Below are 19579 nucleotides of genomic sequence, written 5' to 3' on the forward strand. Positions count from 1 at the left end.
GCAGGTCATCGCGCTCCATGTCGCTGATCACCTGGCCGTCCAGGTTCAGCTGGTGCAGGTGGCCGCTGCCGTAGTACAGGTGGTTGACCTTGCGCCCGTCCGGCAGGGTCAGTGTGGTCAGGTTGCTCAGCGGGTCGTATTCGTAGCCGAGCACGCCTTGTGGGGTGGTTTCCTGGGTCAGTCGGCCCAGCAGGTCGTAGGCGTACTCCAGCTTTTCTTCGATGATGCCGAGTTGTTTGCCGATGCCGCTGGGTTGCCCCTGAATGCTCAGCAACCGGTCGACATCGTCATACGCATAGTCTTGTCGCGCATCGCGGTTGAGCTTGGCCCTCAGCCGGCCAATCGGATCGCGTTCGAACAGCGTTTCGCGCTGGGGCTGTTCACCGTTCTCGCCGTAGCCGATTTCGTCCAGTCGGGTCAGGTGGCCACCGTCGTTGTAGGTGAAGCGCCGGGTCAGGTTGTCCACCCGCACTTCTTCAATCAGCGGGTCCGAGGCATCGTAGGCAAAGCGGTAGGGCATGCTGTTTTCGTTGACCAGCGCGGTCAGGCGCACGGCCTTGTCGTACTCATAGCGAACTTGCTGACCTTTGGCATCCTGGCGGCTGCTCGGCAGGCCGCAGGCGTACATGCAACCCTGGTGGCGGCTGCTATAGGCAGCGCCGGTGGCCTCATGGATCGGCAGCGCGTCCATGTCCGCCCGCAAGCCGAGTTTGCGCGGGCTGCTGCCGTTGCGCAGCACGCCGACAACGCCGGTCTTGCCGATGCCGGTGTGCACTTCGTAGCCCCAGTCCTTGAGCAACTGGGCGACCAGGACCGCAGTGCGGCTTTCTTCAAAACCCAGTTCGGGGTGAGCATGGATATCGTGGCGGATGGCGTGCAGGTCGCTGGCCACGTCGTTGAGCCAGGCCAGGATGTGCTGGTGTTGCTGCATGGGGAATCTCCTCGCGCGGGTGCGTCCCGTTCTTGTTGTTCGCTTCGAGATCACGACGGGGAAGGCAGGTCGTGCTTGGGGACAGATAAGAGCGACTGGGGTGGGAGTACAAACGAATGTGGTTCCGTGGGGTGGAACATCATTGGTGCAGGGTGGGATTTTTCCTACAGGAAACGGCCTGAAAAATCGGATTCATCCGCTTCCTTGTAGTCCGTTTCCCAAAGATACTGCCCGCGCCTGTTTTTCATTGCGGTCGCTTTATCAGCATTTTAGTCTCGCCCGGTCGTTGCATATCAACGACTAGCTTTGACAGGCTGATGACGACCAAACACGCGGCTTTGCCAATGGCGGCTGTGTGTGGGGCACCCTGTGTGCGCCGGTTTGGTCTTCACCGGTCTGTCAACCCATGCACAGCTGCCTCCACTTGTTTGACAGCAAGCGCCGGTCGCTCAACTGAGGACCAAATGATGCTGAAGATAGTCCCCGATCCACCTCACAACCTTCAAGCCCTGGAAGACACGCTGATGATCGCCGCAGACTACGCGCTCTGCGCCGAAGCCGTTGCACAGCAGGCGTTGCTGATGCAACCCAGGTCGCCCTCCTCCTTGTTGATCATGTCCTCGATGCACGAGCTCGAAGCCTTGCGCAAATTGCTTGAGTTGGCACTGGTGCAGGTGCAAATGCCACCTGACTCAATCGTGCGGCACTAGTCGGTTCTTATTCTGCCTGGCCGGCAGTCACCAACCTGTGGGAGCCGGCTTGCCGGCGATAGGCCCGCCCAAGCAACCGCATTTTCAAGGAGATAGGCAATGCCAAAAGAAGGCACAGTCGAAAAAACCACACCCGGAAAAACTACGTTCTACCAAGCGGAAGACCGAACACAACCGCTGTTCTGCATCGCCCCAGGCATCCCTTGCCAGAATGCGCGCGAGCAAGCGTCAGAGCTGATGGGATGTGTGCGTGAATTGACCATTACCGGCCTGATGGACGAAAAGCCGCAGTTTTTATGGGCTTCCTACTACTTGAGTGCGCTGGCGAAGGCACTGCTGGATGATGCTGAGTTGGGGATGCAGCGCTAGGCGTCAAAGGGGCTGGCCACCCGTAGCGCAACGGTGGGTCAGCTCCAACTATCGAGCCGGGACCATTTGCAACTGCCGATAGCTGCGCTGCATGCCTGTAAGCGCCGCTGTTTTTTTTGATGAGTCGGCTAAGCAAGAGTTAGAGTTCATTGAGTTCGGACCAGGGATCGTATTTGTAATTCTCATCAACTTCAAGAAACGAAAGACCTTTCAAACCACCTGCATATGATATAAATCGCTCACTACAAAACAACTCCAAAGTCTCTTGGCATCGAAATAGATCACCTTCCACCTCGGCGGACACCACAAATAGATCAATATTGTCAATAGGCGCCGAGCCTGGATACAGCGAGCTTTCGAGAACACGCCCACTCTCTAGATCTCTGGAAAGCTCATAAACAGAGCGCTCCTTATCAAGCGCAGCAATGCTTTCGCCAGGCAAAAATATAAAAAATTCTCCTTTCCTAACCTTTCCGCGCCATGAGAGATCGAGAGGAATAGCTTTATAGCTTACCCCCAAATCATCACAAACGCTTAAGAACTTCCGGGATACATATTCGCCGCCCAATTGATAAAAATCAAAATCCAACTCATCAATACGCATATCTAAACTCGACAGCTTAAGGCAGTATTGATGTTTGATGCCCAGCCGTTATGGATCAAGCTCGAAAGGATCCCATTCGAATGTTTCGCAGTTAAAAAAACCTATCAAGCTTTCAGGGCACCCTTCCCCAACCGAACTGTAGCGCATCACATAATATTTTTTATCATTCACAGCCATAGCAACCGCCCCTTACGCTTTGTTATATTTTCAACTGGTCGATATAAAAACTCACTTGGTTATCAATCTAGCTCTTGAATAGCGTTTCTGACCATATGGCTAAGAAACTCCCTGAAGTCTTGATGGATCACATTCTTATCACCTGTGCGCTTGAAAGAAAGTTCCGTTTCTATCACGACCGGCTCTCCAGTGCTACCAATAATTGAGGTATCTATTGAGTAAATCGGCCCATACTCTGATGCTTTAATTACAATCATCGAATCATCAGCATCACCGTCTGCACGAGCGCTTTTTGTCGCAAAAACCACGCTTGGGACCGCTGTAGCTCCTATACCGGTTTTAGTAATGCCATAGTAGGTGTCACCAGCGAAAGATAGTGCTCCATACTTTTTTAAAAACAGAATGTAAGAAGGCGGAAATTTAACACCTAAATCTTTCTCGACATTTCTGATCACATCATCAGATGCGCCTCCAGCAAAAGCTGGATCTTCTCCGCTCTTGCTAAGGTCTACTTCTATTTGATCCATATAGTTCATCGTACACCTCTCTGAAAGACTTGAAGGGCGAATCAAGCTGCATGATTTTTCCAAGTATTGAAGCCCCTGTTCATTCTTGGCGGAGCAACCTGATTGCGGTACATTTTACTCTGCACGCCCCTGTTATCGTAACTCATAACAACCATCAATCAGTTTACACATTGTGGATGATAAGGGTGAACAGTATTGAGGCGCCGGCCAGGCAAGGCGAATACAGCCGAGTAATCGAATTTCACGGGTTGTAAATGAGCATTCTAAGGCCATTATCAACGCAGCATCACCGAGTACCAAAAGTTTTCACGCAGTGCCTAATTCCACGCAATATTTAGATGACAATGATCTTATCCTTTGTGTACCGCACGGGCCACCTCCCTGAAAAATACAGATCAATAATCTTGGACCACGTGCCCTCGATTTCGGCAATCAGGTTGCCCTTGCCGTCGTAGCGGGACTTCCAGACGCTGCCATCGGGGAACTGGGTTTCGGTTACCAGCGGGGTGGCGAGGTGGTGCTTGTAGCGGATCGTGCGGCCCAGGGGGTCGGTTTCTTCGACCAGGCGGCCAAAGTCGTCGTACTTGAGCGCCAGGCGATTACCGTCCGGCAAGGTGAAGCCAACGATATTGCCGAACGCATCGAAATCCATGCCGTAGCGCTCGCCGCCAAAGTCGCGACTGGCGACGACGCGGTGGTCTTCGTTGTAGTGGATCTCCAGCTCGCGGCCCAGTACATCGGTGGCCCAGCTGGTGCGCTGGGCGAAGTCGTAGCGGAAATGATAATGCTCGCCGTCGCTGGTCCAATGCTCCACCACCCGGGGCTTGTCGTGCTGGGTTTGCCAGCGGTACCCGCAGATCAGACCAAGGGCGTTGCTGTGGCGGACCATCAGGCCTTCGCCGTAGGCGAAATGCCGTACTGAATCGTCGTTGCGGTTGCGACACAAAATGCCGGGCAGCAGGGGCTGGAAACTTTGCGCTGCTTAGTAAGCCTACAACAAGCTAATAGCGTCTACTCGTCTACAAGGCGAAAATAGCCGCCTGAATATGGAAACTCCATCTAAAACTCAGAGTTTTAATGAGCACCATCTAATCCTCAAATCTTAGCTGACACACCTTGCTCATTCCGTAAAGACGAAACCGTTTAAAGCCTCGACCAATTGAGCGTGATCTAGAGTTTCCTCATCTTTTCGATTACGTATCAGCGTAAAGGTACCAGCTTTTGGAGAGAGAATCTCAACCACGCCACCTCTATAGTTTGTAACTTCAATAAACCCGCCAAGCACTCCACTTAGGTTTTCAACCTCAGCCAAGAGCGTCGAATACTTCATCAGCACCCCAGACTCACCTGTCCCGGCTTCTGTGCCAGGATTGTCAAAGTACACTCGGATTTTTGGACAAACCCCTCTATCCCAGCGAAATACAGGAATTAATCGTTGAATCATATTTTTAAATTCACTCTCAGATTCATCCCCTGCGAACTCACATCGATGCATTGGAATACAGAGAAACAAATTTTCACGCTTGTTTTCGAGGCGCCCCTTTAAACTTCCATGATATGTATTTGGCACTACTAACGCATGCGTAAACCCATACTTATTCGGGAGTATTTCGAACACTTGCGGTGCATCCTGCGTCAAGTCACCTGGTGCCTGCTTGACAACGCTTACAGCAAACGCCCTATCACTCGCTCCCTCGGAGATGATGAGCAGATCTTTTTTTAACCCACTATCAAGGCAGTACGCATATGTCACTTCTGGAAGTTTATGGGAAAAAAAATAGCACCCTAAAAACTCATCCACACTAGCAAAGGATTGTAACAAGTCATCTTTAGAAATCATACCAACCTCATAATTCATCATTGGGACCAACGCACTGCCTAGATCCCATGCCCTTTGCCACCATTTTTCGCCAAAGGTCGCACCGAAGCGCCGGGTCAGAGTATCGTCCCGCACTCGCCGTATGACCAACCGGCTAAATGATATCGAAACGTATGCCGGCGGAAGCAAAACTACTGGGTAGTGAGCTCGACCTTAATCGTCCTATGAGCAATCCCTCAAGCACGGAAGTCAAATTATCTTTGAAATATTCAACTTCTGGCGACCTGGAGGCTATGATCGCCACTTGCCACTCGTCGCTATTTTGCTTCGAGGTCACAACCCAAAAAATGTAATCCCCATTATCCGTAACGCCTACCGGAATCAACCCGTTCTCTACAGGATAAAGAGGGCAGTTGCAGTAATCACTGTCTGACACTACCAAATCATTAAAATCACCTACAACAAACCTAAGCTGATCAAAAAAATTAATATCTACATTTTGACTAAAAGGATTAAATACAACCAAGAAATCCGCTATCCTCCCTGACCCATATACATTTATGAACTCAACATAGTCCGACGGGAAAAACATCCCTTCAATCATTGGCCACTGTTTCCCTGCACCCACTTCATTAGGTGTGGTAGGAGGCGGCAATACTGCAAGAAGATTATTTATTGACATAAACACATTCCAGGAGGGTTAAGTACTGTAACATGCTCAAAAAGTCCCCCCGACTCCTCCGCCTTGATAGTGATCCCGGTTGGAATCCTAGAGGGGCCGTGGTAAATAGGTGCTATATTAACATCCACAACCTGACCCTGCTCCAAAGCCTTACGAATCCGCCCCTCAACTGCACTCATAACAGGTGGAATAGCCGGTCGCTGCTGGTTAATGAACTCTGGAGGCTGTATGCAAGGGTTTTCATGCTACCTTAGTTGATATAACTTGCATCCGGTCATGCCGCTGGCCCAGCTGGTGGACTGGGCGACGTCATAGCGATTAATGGTAATACTCGCCGTCGCTGCTCCAGTGTTCGACTCTACAGGTCACACTAACCGGCAGCGCTAGACACACCATGAATCACTATTACACACACTTAGTCATTGAAGAGCATAAGCCACGCAAAATGCCATTCACATGCGACATAACAGGAACTCATAACTAACTAATTTAGCGGACCTCACCTAAACTCAATAAGATCCGAAAACCTCATCAAAACATCTTTATATTTTTGCACGTGCACAGACCTCACGACTACCTTCCCAGGCTCACTTAATATCGACTTTAAGTGCAGGACGGACAGGTCGATTCCCAACATTTTCTTTATGCCAACCACTTCATCAAGAGTGGGCCTGCAGACGCCTATGGTTATAATGTCTCCTATCCCGCCACCCGAGCTACCGCCCTCTTCTACATGTTCTATGTAATCCAAGAGTTTATCGATAGTTACAAACTGATGGGAACCTTCTAGCGACACACTTCCCGAATCTACGAGAAAAATTTTGCCCGATCCGTTTTTGTTTATCAATAGTACTCGACCGCCAGAGTCATCCCCAACGGTAATCATGCCATTAAAATCCCTGTCAATTTCAAATGTACGATTACGTTCCTCAACGTCACTTACCGAGTAAATCAAAACCTGATCATTCAGGAGGGCCCCATCGCTTTTCTTCCAGAAATCGACGATCCAAGACGCGCAGGAAATGCCAAGGCGCTTACATAACGCTTCAACACGTGCGTCAGAGGCACCATCATGACTCTCAGAAAAAACCATCATTACTTAAATGCTCCCAAAGCTTCTTAGTATTCATATGATTTTATTTGTGTTTCCAACAGCCCTGTTCACTTGAGGTGCGATGTTGCCGTGCGCATCAACATGCCCGGCCTTTTACCCGCCTGGCTTGTTACAAGTCGAACCCCACGGACGTATCCAATAAGCGTAAATTTTGCTCGACCTCATTGACAGCCAGACTCTCATCCGCCCCCCACGAACGATACATCGCATGTCAAACCCTCCAGGCGAACCAGATTGCCGCCAGCGGCGTAGCTGAACTGCCGGGTCAGGCTGTCCACCTCCACTTCTTCACTCAGGAGGTTAATGTATTGTTGCTCTTTAAAGGACTGGACGAATGGCGGATCACTTTATCAGCCACTTAATTATTGACAAGCCATTAACACGATGCCGTAGAACAACTATTAGACCATATCAATCGCACTACTTACTCAACCGTAAAAATACTCTACGAATCGACTCGTATTTTCACCACCCAGAATTGGCCTGATCTCATTTTGTAATTTAGACAGGAACACGTCGGCAATACCATCATCGTCCGAAAGATCAAATATATTGAATTCCCCGTAAACGATGTCTATCATCCTTGAAAGCGCCAATATAAAATCAGCTAACGATGCAGCAATCTGAAATGGTGGTACCACATCGTCACTCGCATACACTGGCGTATTTCCGACATCAGTCACAGCTATGATAGGCTTGCCCCCACCATTATCATCCATAATAACCAAGTGTTGATCGGGCCATTCCTCGCTCTGAATTTGTCCATCTGCTGTACTGATCCATCGATAACCTAACTGCCCCTTCTTCAATGACGCAACATCAAATAGTTTGAGAGGTGTAAGCCCTGTTTCAAATTTCACACCAACCGGGTCGTGCTCCCTGAACAGCAAATCAACTTCAGCGGAGCGCGGCAAGTTTGTCGGCCAGCGTGTTATTGAATCGTTTGACGCTGTGAACTGACCAGCGATTTGATATTTACCATGCACCGAACGCAATGATTTAAGCGCAAATTCAATGTCACTCATTTCATTCTCCACTATTTATGCGCATGACCGTTTTTCTGCACATTTGAGTCGATCGATTAACCGCCCCTGCTACTACCCATACTTATACATAGATCTGCTCACCTTGGAAAGCACCCGGAAACATAACTAGTCAGAAGTTTACTGATAAAATCCACGTTGTGGGACTTAGACGCCGATTCTGCAATAAGTCCAAAATCGTCCGAGATACAACCTGCAACCTCAGAGTTACTCACAAGAAAAAAAACCTTTTTGAAGACCAACTCTCTTAACTCACTTACAATTACCTCGCCCCCGCAGGCAGGGTAATCAAGATCCTTAAGCTCTTCAAAAGCGCTGACCCACGCCTCATCAAACTCAAGCTCATCACGCTCATCTAGAGCGTTATTCCAGTCACTAACACCATTCAAAATAGCCTCAAAAAAACCATCTCCCGAAACAATCTGCTTTATAGAATCCAAAGAATCACTCATCTGAAGCCACCCTCTTTAAGCCAGTATTCAATTAAATGAACCGCTGCGCGCGGGGTAACACTTCCCCCAAATACATGAGGTCCATTTGGAGAAACCACATCCACCTTGATGTGATCCAAATCTTCATATGCCTTTCGATACGTAGAAAAAAGCTGATCATCAGTCCCCTGAAGTCTCCCCGTCGTGGACCAATTGGCTCTCGTTCCACCTCATGTAGAACCCAATGGTCGTGCTCTGCCCAGGCGGCCAAAGTCGTCGTACTTGAGCGCCAGGCGATTACCGTCCGGCAAGGTGAAGCCCACGATGTTGCCGAACGCATCGAAATCCATGCCGTAGCGCTCGCCGCCAAAGTCGCGGCTGGCGACGACGCGGTGGTCTTCGTTGTAGTGGATCTCCAGCTCGCGGCCCAGTACATCGGTGGCCCAGCTGGTGCGCTGGGCGAAGTCATAGCGGAAATGGTAATGCTCGCCGTCGCTGGTCCAGTGCTCCACCACCCTGGGCTTGTCGCCTTGGGTTTGCCAGCGGTACTCGCAGATCAGACCAAGGGCGTTGCTGTGGCGGACCATCAGGCCTTCGCCGTAGTCGAAGCGCCGCGCCGAGTCGCCGTTGCGGTTGATGACTTCGTTCAGCTGGCCGTTGTCGTCGTAACGGTAGCGCACCAGGGTTTCCACGGCTTGCTGGTCGACGATGCGTTTGACTTCGGTCAGGCGACCGAGCGGGTGCTCGTAATGCAGGTGCACCCGCACACCGCCGGGCGCGCTGATGTCGGTCAGGCGCTGACCGGCATCGCGGGTGAACTGCAGGTAGTGACCCAATGCGTTTTCCAGGCGGTACAGCGGTACGGCGCTGTTGTCGTCCGGTACTTCACCGAAGTAGAAGAACACATTGTCCAGAGTCTGCAGCAGGTAGTGGCCACCTACCGTGCGGACCAGATGGATTTTCTCGTTCGGGTTGTAGATGCTTTCGCCCGGCTCAAGGTCAATGAACGGAACGCTGCGCCCTTGGTTGTCGGTGTGATACACGAAGCCGCCGCTGCGGCGCAGGCTTTGCTCCCAAGGCAGCACCCAGCCTTGGCCCAGCACGCTGTCGATAGCCAGGTCGCTGGCGTAGAAGCGTGACCACTCGATTGGCATCATCCCGGGCAGAACGAAATCCGTTTCGTTGGCCAGCAATTTGCGGCCAGTCGTCATGTCCAACGGATTGCCGGTCAGGTCGCCGATCACCTGGCGGGCGACGGGTTCGACCACATAACGGCTGGCGACTTCGCCAGTGACGAAGCCTGAAATTAACTTGAGGGCGCACGGCATGAAGATTTGATGCCGGTCTTAACTCAATAAGAAAACATTCGCAATGATGCCTAGCTAAGTGAGGCGCGTAACGCCTCACTTTATTAAATTAGAATGTTAAAGATCATTTATGCCGCTTTCACGACAATTTTTACCAATGAGTAGCTCTATGCAACCTCAAATCAAGCTAGTTAGAAGCGGAATATCATAATCCTTGTTTTTTACAATTTTTTTAGATTTCAACGCCTCGCTTAAATCAACCAATCTTTCACCCCAACTTAAGCTTGCGGCGCAATGTATAAAAACTGCAGGGTAAGCGTAATCATCGGGTGATGACAAAACATCCGCAATCGTCCGATCAGTCGGAGAAATACAAGCTTGAATTTTCGGAATGTAAAAATCCTCCAACACCGCTTGAATGTGCGCACACACTTCGCCAACTGCATTTGGGGCTGGCGTTTTTATCGCCCCACCTAGATTGCCACTGAATTTTTTATCTTGCTCACCCGACGAAATAAAAGAAAAACAGGACTCATTGAACAAATTACTCTTATACGGCGGAGTAAACTTAGACGAACATTCAAATATCGCACCCCCATACACTATTCCACCCAAAATGTAAGAATCAGCCCGAGACAGGTGCTCAAAAAAAAGCTCGGCTACATTTTTTTTGTTGTACTTGAATTTTAATTTGTTTTTTGAGGCCGTAACGCCGTCAAATTTGGATGCTGCTAATTTAAGCACTCCTAGCAATTCCAACTCAAAAATAACGCGATCATCAGTACTCATATACTACCTATACTTAAGAACATTGAACACTGCATCATGAACAGCACCTTTACCCCCAAGCAGCTTACCACGCGCGCTCTTAGTATCAATCTTTGCAGTGGTTCCACTTGACGGCTCAATAACCCCACCACCTAGATGCTGAGTTGTATTCGCGGGATTGCTCATATCGAACACACCCGATGCTTTCTGATTTTTGGTTAATGCGCCCGAACCATGTTTAACTTCGAATACATGCAAATTACCTTGAGCATCTCTAGCAACGAAGTCTGCTCTCACTCTACTTCCGTTTACCTTCATCGCCACTTCCTCAGCGACAACTTTATACCCATTCCGCTCTAGGTCATGCATCGCTTTCGTACGACCTTTATCGCCGCTAGCAGCGCTTTTGCATAGACCCAAAGGATCAATCCAAATCACGGCACTGGGAGCGTATAAGTATAAGTTGTAGCCGCCTTCCAACCCGATAGGATCTTGAGTAACAAATCTACCCAGATCCGAATCGTAGTATCTAAAAATATTGTAGTGAAAGGCCGTCTCTTCGTCTAAATATTGCCCTGGAAACGCAAATTTTGCTCAACTTGATCTACTGATATTTGCTCAACCGCTCCCCACGACCGATAGGTTGGCTGCCAGACGATCTCGCCTTCGCTGCTACTCAACTCCAGCGGCGTCCCAATCTGATCCGTATGGAAGTAGTAGACCTTCTGCCCTTCCCCTTCCGCCTGATCCACCCGCGCCAACGGCGCATAGCTGCCCGGCTCGTAGAGATAGAGGATGCTCCGCCCCGGCATCTCCTCACGCAGCATCCTCAGCCCTTGCCAGAGGAAACGCTTCTGCTCGGCAGTGCCGTTGATCTCGGACTGTTTCGCAACCCGTCGACCCAGGCTGTCATAGCGATACGCGCCGGTGCTTTCCAGCTTGCCATTCACCAGCGTCTCCGCCCGAACCAGCCGGTTCTCGCAGTCATAGCTAAAGCTCTGCAGCTTGCTGTGCCCCGAGCGCTTCTCGATCAGGTTACCCCACGGATCATAGCGATGCTCCTGGTCCCGCCAACGCTTGATGCGGTTGTCTTGGACCTTCTCAAACTGTCGCGCATTGAAGTCCAAGCGGTTGGCTGCAGCGTCATAGCGGAACTCTTCGCTTCCCACCAACGAGCCGGTATCACGGCTGTGCAACTGGCCGTTGGCTTCGTATTCGTACTTGATCTCCCCGCGTAGCTTGTCCAGCGTACGCACCAACTCCCCGGCCGGGTCGTACTGGTAACGGCGGTGAATTGGGTTGTAGGCATGTTCCACCAACAACGACGTATTGATGCCGGGGTTGTGCACTTGCGATAGCTTGTCGGCGGGTAGCGTTGACGCAAACTGCCACGCCTTGCGCCCCATCGCGTCGTAACCAAAGCAACTGGTGAGCTTGCCCTGGGTACGGAACACCTCGCGGTGCAGGTCATCGCGCTCCATATCGCTGATAACCTGGCCGTCCAGGTTCAGCTGGTGCAGGTGGCCGCTGCCGTAGTACAGGTGATTGACCTTGCGGCAATCCGGCAGGGTCAGCGTGGTCAGGTTGCTGAGCGGGTCGTATTCGTAGCCGAGCACGCCCTGCGGGGTGATTTCCTGGATTAGTCGGCCCAGCAGGTCATAGGCGTATTCAAGCTTCTCTTCGGTGATGCCGAGTTGTTTGCCCATACTGCTCGCCGTGCGCTGAATACTCAGCAGCCGGTCTACCTCGTCATACTCGAAATCCTGGCGGGCATCACGGTTGACCTTGGCCAGCAAGCGGCCAATCGCGTCACGCTCGAACAGCGTATTGCGCTCCGGGCGCTCGCCGTTTTCGCCATAGCCGATTTCATCCAGGCGCACCAGATTGCCGCCAGCGTCATAGCTGAAGCGCGGGGTCAGGTTGTCCACCCGCACTTCTTCACTCAGGCGGTCCGAAGCGTCATAGGCAAAGCGGTACGCCGCGCTGTTTTCGTTGACCAACGCGGTCAGGCGAATCGCTTTGTCGTACTCGTAACGAATCCACTGCCCTTTGGCATCCTAGCGGCTGCTGGGCAAGCCACGCGAGGTGCGCTGCAGACGCGTGGTCTGGCCTTTGCCGTCGGTGTGGGTCAGTACTTGGCCAAGGGCGTTGTAGGTAAAGGATTCTGCCGTGCCATCCGGGTGGTGGATACGCAGCACTTCGCCGTCGGGTTTGCGCTCCAGCGTGGTGGTCTGGTTCAGCGCGTCGGTGACGGCGATCAGGTGCTGCCGCTCATCGTAGCGGTAGTAGGTGCTTTTGCCCGAGCAGTCCTCGAAGCGATCAACCTGAGCGTAGGCGTTCCACCACAGGTACTTGGGCTTGAATTTGGCATCAATGACGGTATGCGGCAGACCGTCTTTAATGCTCAAGGGCTCGATCAGTAGAAATGGAATGAAAAGCCCCGCCGCTAAACTAGAATAGAATCATTAGAATCGGAGTTTTCTAAAAAAATGGACATCCAAGAATCCATCACATCCCACAAGTCGATATTTCGGGTTGGTACGTCCGGTTCCTCATGCCACCATATGAAAGCCTCGACCTCGGCCGGAGGTTTAGCCAAAGATAGATAATCACCAGCGCCACTAGAAAAAACTCCCACCATGTCAGGAAGGGCTGGATAGTCTTCATCACACAGATCTTTGATAGAGACGAAGTCTTCAAATCTGGATGGCCCCATGGTGTAGCCAATGTAAAACCCAAAACCGTCGTGCAAAGTTGTATAGAACGCCTTCAACTTTTGAGGAAGCCACTGAACCTGGACATTATTCTCTCCCTCAACACCTAAAGGGATTCCACCCATGTAAAAGCACAGGTCACCATTATCGCTATATACATACGCGAGGTATGGCTTGTCGCTGAATGCCAAGACAGTGCCTATTACGCACTTAGCGAGCCATGAATTCACCCAAGGCAAAACCTCAGCAAAATTCTTCCACTCCGCGGGTATATTCCCACTGTCGACCTTCGAACATCCGAAGCCCCGCCACTGCTCAGGAAAGTCCGCCCCTGAAGGGACCTCATCAGCTGAAAAATAAACCTCATAATCTTTGAGCTCGTTTACAATACGTTCTTTCAAAGAGTTAGACCAATTCATTTCATTTCACCTCAACATAACAGCCCATGGATGTACTGACCGATATCACTTATATTCGCACCTATTAAGGTTGGCTGTACCTGGCGGTAGTGCTGGGCCTGTTCTTTCGCCAAGTCATCGGTTGGTCAATGAAGCCCAGAATGACCACCAACTTGGCCATCGACGCCCTGCTCGCAGCCGTGTGGCGACGCAAGCCACAGCAGCAAGTGATGACTCACTCAGATCTTGGTCACTAGGGTGGTCAGCTGGTGGTAGGCGCAGGCGTCGTCGTAGCGCGCCTGCCACGTGCTGCCGTCCGGGTAGGTGGGTCACCAGCAGCGTGTGCAGGTACAAGCGGATGCCGCCAGTGGCGCTGCTGTCAGTCAGCGTGCCCCACAATTATCAAGCGGCAATCCTGCCACCTCAGAAATACAACTGTTAATTTTTAAAGAACCATAAAACCAAAACAATGAGATGCAGCTAGTCTCTATGCAACCTGCACGAAGAAGCAGCCATCTGCCACATCATTACCCATTTGCTTATTAACAAGAAGATAACCTACAGCATCATTCATATATAATGCATCCTGAAATGGAGCGGGGAAGTCAGACGAATATATTTGGCAGAAAAAACTAAAATTCGACTCAAGTACCTTGGGAATCACCGCCCCACATGGGGCTCCACTAGAGACCAAGGAAGCGACTGAAATCTCATCATCCTTAACAGTGGAAGGTTCAAATTTTGCGTATTGCAGAGGAATCGACAATCCAGGCGACCTGATTGCACCAATCTGACCTACATGGACTACGTAAGTATAGGATGCGATACCTTTTTTTTGCTCAACTTCATCAAAAGTTAAAAAATCCAGAAAATAATCTTCTTTATCGTAAGTAGAGAATACGTGTATAAAACCAGAATCTGGGAGATCCGATCTATCAAGCTGCTTCCTTGCAGCTTTACAATTTATAGTGAAGAGCAGCAGTAGATCTTGACCATCCGGATTTTTTGGCCACACTGAGACATATGCACTATCCCCACCAAAGTAAAAAGGCGAATTCGCACTCGAACACTTAACAATCTTATAAATACTCATATCTATACTCCCTCACAGCTTCCAAGGCTGCGATAAAACTTGGCCAATGGCGTTGCTGAGGGTCACCATCACGCCGTCGGCGTAGCTGAAGCTGCGCACGAGTGCCGGTGGCGCTGATGTCGGTCAGCGTGCCTTGTTTGGTGCGGGTGAAGTGCAGGAAGTGGCCGAGGCGATTTTCGATGCGCTGCAGCGGGACTTCGGTGTCGGTGTCCGGCACCTCGCCGAGGTAGAAGAACAGGTTGTCCAGCGTGTGCAGGATGTAGTGGCCGCCCTCGGAGCACACCAGGTACACCTGCTCGTGCGGGTTGTAGATGCGTTGGCCCGGTTGCAGCGTGCCGAACGGGACATCGCGGCCTTGGTTGTCGGTTAGGTAGAAGTAGCTCTCGTAACTTGGAAGCGAATGAGACAACGTTGGCATCCGCTTCCATCCCCAACAATTTTAAAGATCCGACAGCTCAATGCACCAACGTAAAAAAACAAATGCACATCGAATCAAACACTCAAAACAAGCCATGCAGAATACTTACTACATGCAATTACACCAACCGCAAAAAACTAATATCACAAAATATCAAAAACACAATTTAGGCTCTACCGCCTCAATATCCACCATCAGCAAGGGATCGATAATAGGTTCACTGTCCTCCCTGCTAGCTGTGATTACCGATAGTGGCGGTCCAACACCGACATTTGGAACGTAAAAACCCATGACACTGACTTGGACCTTTAACAACTCCCCTTCCCCACCTATTTTAATTTTTGGAAAGCTCTTGCTAAGGCATTCTGGCCAATTCAGCAAAAACTCGCCTGGCACGACGCTCGGATTTTGAATTTCACGACGCAATCTATAGCTGCCTTCGAACTGCGGATTTATAAGCCTTGGAATGTAAGCGGCATCCCCAGGCTCGCTTAAGCCATACAGATAGTACTGCCACGGCGTCATCCCCCAGACCAAGACTAATAGGCCTTCAGCAAACAGCTCATTTGCAATTTCAGTTTCACAGAACGCGTCTTTAAGGTTAACAACGTCAGCACCCAACCTGGAAACAATATATTCATTCATTTTATCCAGATCAGCGAGAAAAAACCCCAACTCCCCGTAACCATCGTACACCGGGCGCTTGAAACTTAATTCCAAATGCGCGGCTACATCCTCGCCAAAAAGTGAGACCGTGACATGTAATATTTCAGAGTATTGGAGTAGCGGCTCTATATGCGCCGGCACGTCACCAAAGGCTTCTAATGGAATTTCAAGCGAAACTTGAACAACTAGCTTATAACACGTATGAGCTTGACCTCCTTCGGCCAGCAATAATCTTTCGCAGCCGAGATCTAGCACAACTGGCCCGCCGTGCTCGTCAACTATGAGAATTTCCTTGGAAGAGATCTCTCGCCCACGGACAGCGGTAGAATATCTAGTTCTTTGCTCACCAAACCAACCAACAATAATCTTTCGCTGGGTAGACCCAAAATCGCCAAAGTCAAACTCATTGAGGTGCACTACCGCACTACCAATTTCTAACTTACCACCAGCCACTAACCTTGAATCATTAACCGTCACGTACCTAACATTAGCGCTCTTCATCAACTGCACCCCGGCAAACTTGCACCTTTAGATCGCGCCCATGCTTTGGTTGCCGCCCAACCTTCAGCAGGAGACACATTCGCGGCAATGATACGCCCAGGACTTCCGTTCTCGACAAGTCTTAAATCTCCTCTAAAGTGAGAAATTTCCGGGTTGTTATAATGAGCCTCAAGCGACTGCAGCCACTTCTCATTTGTTAGACCTTCGGACTTGAAAGCATCAAGCGTCACAGCCGGTTTGGTACTCGCGCCCAAACCATTGTAACCGTGCATACCACTGCGCTCCATTCTATTCCATTGCCCTGGCTCCAGCCAGAACATCGAGGGCACATTATTAAATGAATTGAACGGAGTTATCCCCAAAGAGGTAGCTAACGAATGTGGAACCATGTGATGACCTACTTTAACCGGATTAGCTAACGGCAACCAGCCAAGAGGATCAATCCACAGGATTGGGTTCGGACCGTAACGATAAAGATTATCCCCGCCCATCAGGCCCAATGGGTCCTGCACTATAAATCTACCCATTTCAGGATCATAAAAGCGGAACGTATTATAATGCAGCCCTGCCTCGTCATCGAAGTACTGCCCTTGAAAACGCAGATTCTGCTCGACCTCATTGAGGATCAGGGTTTCAACCGCTCCCCAAGAGCGATACGTCGCCTGCCAAACTATTTTCCGTCGCTGTCGGTCAGCTCGAACGGCGTACCAATCTGGTCCGTATGGAAGTAGTAGACCTTCTGCTCTTCTCCTTCCACCTGATCGACCCGCGCCAACGGCGCATAGCTACCCGGCTCGTAGAGATACAGAATGCTCTGCCCCGGCGTCTCCTCACGCAGCATCCTCAGCCCTTGCCAGAGGGAACGCTTCTGCTCGGTGGTGCCGTTGATCTCGGACTGTTTCGCAACCCGTCGACCCAGACTGTCATAGCGGTATGCGCCAGTGCTTTCCAACTTTCCATTGACCAGCGTCTCCGCCCGCACCAGCCGGGTCTCGCAGTCATAACTAAAGCTTTGTAGCTTGCTATGCCCCGAGCGCTTCTCGATCAGGTTGCCCCACGGGTCATAGCGATACTCCTGGTCCCGCTAACGCTTGATGCGGTTGTCTTGAACCTTCTCAAACTGACGCGCATTGAAGTCCAGCCGGTTGGCCGCAGCGTCATAGCGAAACTCTTCGCTGTCTACGAGGGAATCGGTATCACGGCTGTGCAAGTGGCCGTTGGCTTCGCGGCCGGGTTGTACTGGTAACGCCGTACGCATGCTCCACCAGCAACGACGTATTGATGCCGGGGTTGTGCACCTGCGACAGCTTTTCTGCCGGCAGCGTGTACGCAAATTGCCATGCCTTGCGTTCCATCGCATCGGAATCAAAGCAACTGGTCAGCTTGCCGTGGGTGCGATACACCTCGCGGTACAGGTCATCACTACCGCTGCTGCCGTCAACCATCACTCACGCCCACCTCGCGCATCCGTTTGCTAGCTCGATACGTATGACTGTGCGAGATCAGTGTGTCACGCACAGCATACGTTACATATGATATGTGAGTGCTCGCTTACAGCAAGACGGGAAAATTACAAATCAATAAACTCATCGTTATCCTGATAATAATTTAGCGCCTTAACATAGTCCCCGTAAGATGCATCAGGACTTTGCTCTACCAGCAATGTTACAACGTCAACAAATTGCTGCCCAGAATATAAATAGTGCAGCCCTGCTTTTTTAACAGACTCTGGAAATACCTCCTTATCATCCTTCACGTCTGGGTAATCCGCGACAAGATAGCGCGCACTCAGATCGAGGCGATCTTGATCCTCACCATAAATACAAAACTCATCATCTTGCTCTGCAAAAAACTTCACATGATCAATTATCTCTGAAAGCGCATAAAATTTATTCTTTAATAACATGAAATAACTCCAGTAGATTAACCGCAGCAAATTTTTCCCGTTGCGCCGTCAAGCTTCCCTTTTCGCCCTTGAGCGCCGCCACCCCATATATCTCGACCACCCTTACCAGTCGGGTGGTATAGCCCATGATTAGCTTTATGATCCATACGATCTACCAGAGATAGCCTATTAACATCTTCATGATGGTGCCATGTTAAACCAGGCGGGCTGGCACTCTTGCTTCCCGCGTTAGCCCACCCCTCAAGCTTAGGATAGCGATTCAGCATATCCTTCCTGAACTCAGGCTCGATCTCCATTCTATTTAACAGATCTGCATTTGCCCTATTAAACTGAACGGCATCGCTGGAGTAGCGATAATTAGGATCCAGCGCGTGATCGTGAAAAATATTATATTTGCCGTTGTTCGGCCTATTTGCCAAGCCGAGAGGATCAATCCAAGACAAAGCATTAATAGCATATCTGTATAAATTAACTCCTCCTTGCAACCCAATAGGATCTTGGGTCACAAACTGCCCAACACCTGAGTCATAATAACGGAACATGTTGTAATGCAGCTCAGTTTCAGCATCAAGATACTGACCTTGGAATCTCAAATTCTGATCAATGTTTGTAACGACTAGCTGATCTACCGCACCCCAAGAGCGATACGTCGCCTGCCAAACGATCTCGCCTTCGCTGTTACTTAACTCTAATGGCGTCCCAATGTGATCCGTATGGAAGTAGTAGACCTTCTGCCCTTCCCCTTCCGCCTGATCCACCCGTGCCAACGGCGCATAGCTACCCGGCTCGTAGAAATACAAAATGCTCTGCCCCGGCGTCTCCTCGCGCAGCATCCTCAGTCCTTGCCAGAGGAAATGTTTCTGCTCAGCAGTGCCGTTGATTTCAGACTGTTTCGCAACCCGTCGACCCAGACTGTCATAGCGATACGCGCCAGTGCTCTCCAACTTACCATTGACCAGCGTCTCCGCTCGCACCAGCCGGTTCTCGCAGTCATAGCTAAAGCTCTGTAGCTTGCTATGCCCCGAGCGCTTCTCGATCAGGTTGCCCCACGGGTCATAGCGGTATTCCTGATCCCGCCAACGCTTGATGCGGTTGTCTTTGACCTTCTCCAGTTGCCGAGCATTGAAGTCCAGCCGGTTGGCTGCCGGGTCGTAGCGGAACTCTTCGCTGCCTACGAGGGAGCCGGTATCGCGGCTATGCAACTGGCCGTTGGCTTCGTATTCGTACTTGATCTCACCGCGCAGCTTGTCCAGCGTGCGCACCAATTCGCCCGACGGATCGTATTGGTAGCGACGGTGAATCGGGTTGTAGGCATGCTCCACCAGCAACGAGGTGTTGATACCGGTGTTGTGCACCTGCGACAGCTTTTCTGCCGGCAGGGTCGATGCAAACTGCCAGGCC

At 50.7% G+C, this 19579-nt stretch carries 17 protein-coding genes and 6 pseudogenes; 3 read left to right on the plus strand and 20 right to left on the minus strand.

What is annotated here, in order from left to right; genetic code table 11:
- Positions 1-931, minus strand: a pseudogene (locus ABEH27_RS25175) (hypothetical protein); the annotation flags it as partial.
- A gap of 467 nt (positions 932-1398) precedes the next feature.
- Between ABEH27_RS25175 and ABEH27_RS25180 the strand changes: the two are divergent.
- Both ABEH27_RS25180 and ABEH27_RS25185 read left to right on the plus strand, forming a co-directional pair.
- Positions 1399-1641: a hypothetical protein gene (locus ABEH27_RS25180; protein ID WP_346616180.1), complete on the plus strand. Its 243-nt coding sequence runs from the start codon at positions 1399-1401 to the stop codon at positions 1639-1641.
- A gap of 99 nt (positions 1642-1740) precedes the next feature.
- Positions 1741-2010, plus strand: coding sequence for a DUF3077 domain-containing protein (locus ABEH27_RS25185; protein ID WP_346616165.1), 270 nt, complete (start codon positions 1741-1743; stop codon positions 2008-2010).
- A gap of 139 nt (positions 2011-2149) precedes the next feature.
- Here ABEH27_RS25185 and ABEH27_RS25190 read toward each other — a convergent pair whose 3' ends face one another.
- The 13 genes and pseudogenes from ABEH27_RS25190 to ABEH27_RS25250 all read right to left on the minus strand — a co-directional run bounded on the left by ABEH27_RS25190 (position 2150) and on the right by ABEH27_RS25250 (position 13615).
- Positions 2150-2614, minus strand: coding sequence for a hypothetical protein (locus ABEH27_RS25190; protein ID WP_346616166.1), 465 nt, complete (start codon positions 2612-2614; stop codon positions 2150-2152).
- Positions 2615-2853: 239 nt separating this feature from the next.
- Positions 2854-3327, minus strand: coding sequence for an SMI1/KNR4 family protein (locus ABEH27_RS25195; RefSeq protein ID WP_346616167.1), 474 nt, complete (start codon positions 3325-3327; stop codon positions 2854-2856).
- 409 nt (positions 3328-3736) lie between these two features.
- Positions 3737-4267, minus strand: a pseudogene (locus tag ABEH27_RS25200) (type IV secretion protein Rhs); the annotation flags it as partial.
- Positions 4268-4438: 171 nt separating this feature from the next.
- Complete coding sequence (locus tag ABEH27_RS25205; RefSeq protein WP_346616168.1) at positions 4439-5272, minus strand: hypothetical protein; 834 nt, start codon at positions 5270-5272, stop codon at positions 4439-4441.
- A 19-nt stretch (positions 5273-5291) separates the two neighbouring features.
- A complete protein-coding gene (locus ABEH27_RS25210) occupies positions 5292-5819 on the minus strand; it encodes an SMI1/KNR4 family protein (protein WP_346616169.1) in 528 nt (175 codons plus the stop codon).
- 499 nt (positions 5820-6318) lie between these two features.
- Positions 6319-6915 carry an SMI1/KNR4 family protein gene (locus ABEH27_RS25215; RefSeq protein ID WP_346616170.1) on the minus strand — a complete coding sequence of 199 codons (597 nt, stop codon included), beginning with the start codon at positions 6913-6915 and terminating at the stop codon, positions 6319-6321.
- Positions 6916-7361: 446 nt separating this feature from the next.
- Complete coding sequence (locus tag ABEH27_RS25220; RefSeq protein WP_346616171.1) at positions 7362-7958, minus strand: hypothetical protein; 597 nt, start codon at positions 7956-7958, stop codon at positions 7362-7364.
- 98 nt (positions 7959-8056) lie between these two features.
- Positions 8057-8428 (minus strand): hypothetical protein, encoded by a 372-nt coding sequence (locus tag ABEH27_RS25225; RefSeq protein WP_346616172.1) that lies wholly within the window; start codon positions 8426-8428, stop codon positions 8057-8059.
- Positions 8429-8670: 242 nt separating this feature from the next.
- A pseudogene (locus ABEH27_RS25230) lies at positions 8671-9735 on the minus strand (DUF6531 domain-containing protein); the annotation flags it as partial.
- Between the two features lie 156 nt (positions 9736-9891).
- Positions 9892-10503 (minus strand): hypothetical protein, encoded by a 612-nt coding sequence (locus ABEH27_RS25235; RefSeq protein WP_346616173.1) that lies wholly within the window; start codon positions 10501-10503, stop codon positions 9892-9894.
- Between the two features lie 3 nt (positions 10504-10506).
- A complete protein-coding gene (locus tag ABEH27_RS25240) occupies positions 10507-10851 on the minus strand; it encodes a hypothetical protein (RefSeq protein ID WP_346616181.1) in 345 nt (114 codons plus the stop codon).
- 42 nt (positions 10852-10893) lie between these two features.
- Positions 10894-12878: pseudogene (locus ABEH27_RS25245) on the minus strand (RHS repeat-associated core domain-containing protein); the annotation flags it as partial.
- Positions 12879-12928: 50 nt separating this feature from the next.
- Positions 12929-13615 carry a hypothetical protein gene (locus ABEH27_RS25250; protein WP_346616174.1) on the minus strand — a complete coding sequence of 229 codons (687 nt, stop codon included), beginning with the start codon at positions 13613-13615 and terminating at the stop codon, positions 12929-12931.
- Positions 13616-13650: 35 nt separating this feature from the next.
- Here ABEH27_RS25250 and ABEH27_RS25255 point away from each other — a divergent pair.
- Positions 13651-13839, plus strand: a pseudogene (locus tag ABEH27_RS25255) (DDE-type integrase/transposase/recombinase); the annotation flags it as partial.
- 242 nt (positions 13840-14081) lie between these two features.
- Here the strand turns inward: ABEH27_RS25255 and ABEH27_RS25260 are convergent.
- From ABEH27_RS25260 to ABEH27_RS25285, 6 genes and pseudogenes are all read right to left on the minus strand, one after another.
- Positions 14082-14687 carry a DUF1963 domain-containing protein gene (locus ABEH27_RS25260; protein WP_346616175.1) on the minus strand — a complete coding sequence of 202 codons (606 nt, stop codon included), beginning with the start codon at positions 14685-14687 and terminating at the stop codon, positions 14082-14084.
- Positions 14674-15105 (minus strand): hypothetical protein, encoded by a 432-nt coding sequence (locus tag ABEH27_RS25265; RefSeq protein ID WP_346616176.1) that lies wholly within the window; start codon positions 15103-15105, stop codon positions 14674-14676. Before ABEH27_RS25265 ends, ABEH27_RS25260 begins: the two co-directional genes overlap by 14 nt.
- Positions 15106-15258: 153 nt before the next feature.
- On the minus strand, positions 15259-16272 hold the full coding sequence (locus tag ABEH27_RS25270) for a hypothetical protein (RefSeq protein WP_346616177.1): 1014 nt from the start codon (positions 16270-16272) through the stop codon (positions 15259-15261).
- A pseudogene (locus ABEH27_RS25275) lies at positions 16272-17693 on the minus strand (RHS repeat-associated core domain-containing protein); the annotation flags it as partial. The pseudogene ABEH27_RS25275 and the gene ABEH27_RS25270, both read right to left, overlap by 1 nt.
- Before the next feature lie 149 nt (positions 17694-17842).
- Positions 17843-18178 (minus strand): hypothetical protein, encoded by a 336-nt coding sequence (locus ABEH27_RS25280; RefSeq protein WP_346616178.1) that lies wholly within the window; start codon positions 18176-18178, stop codon positions 17843-17845.
- Between the two features lie 17 nt (positions 18179-18195).
- A partial coding sequence (locus tag ABEH27_RS25285; protein WP_346616179.1) for an RHS repeat-associated core domain-containing protein occupies positions 18196-19579 on the minus strand: 1384 nt, incomplete at its 5' end.

Source organism: Pseudomonas sp. P39-UII1 (genome assembly GCF_039672635.1).
GTDB lineage: Bacteria > Pseudomonadota > Gammaproteobacteria > Pseudomonadales > Pseudomonadaceae > Aquipseudomonas.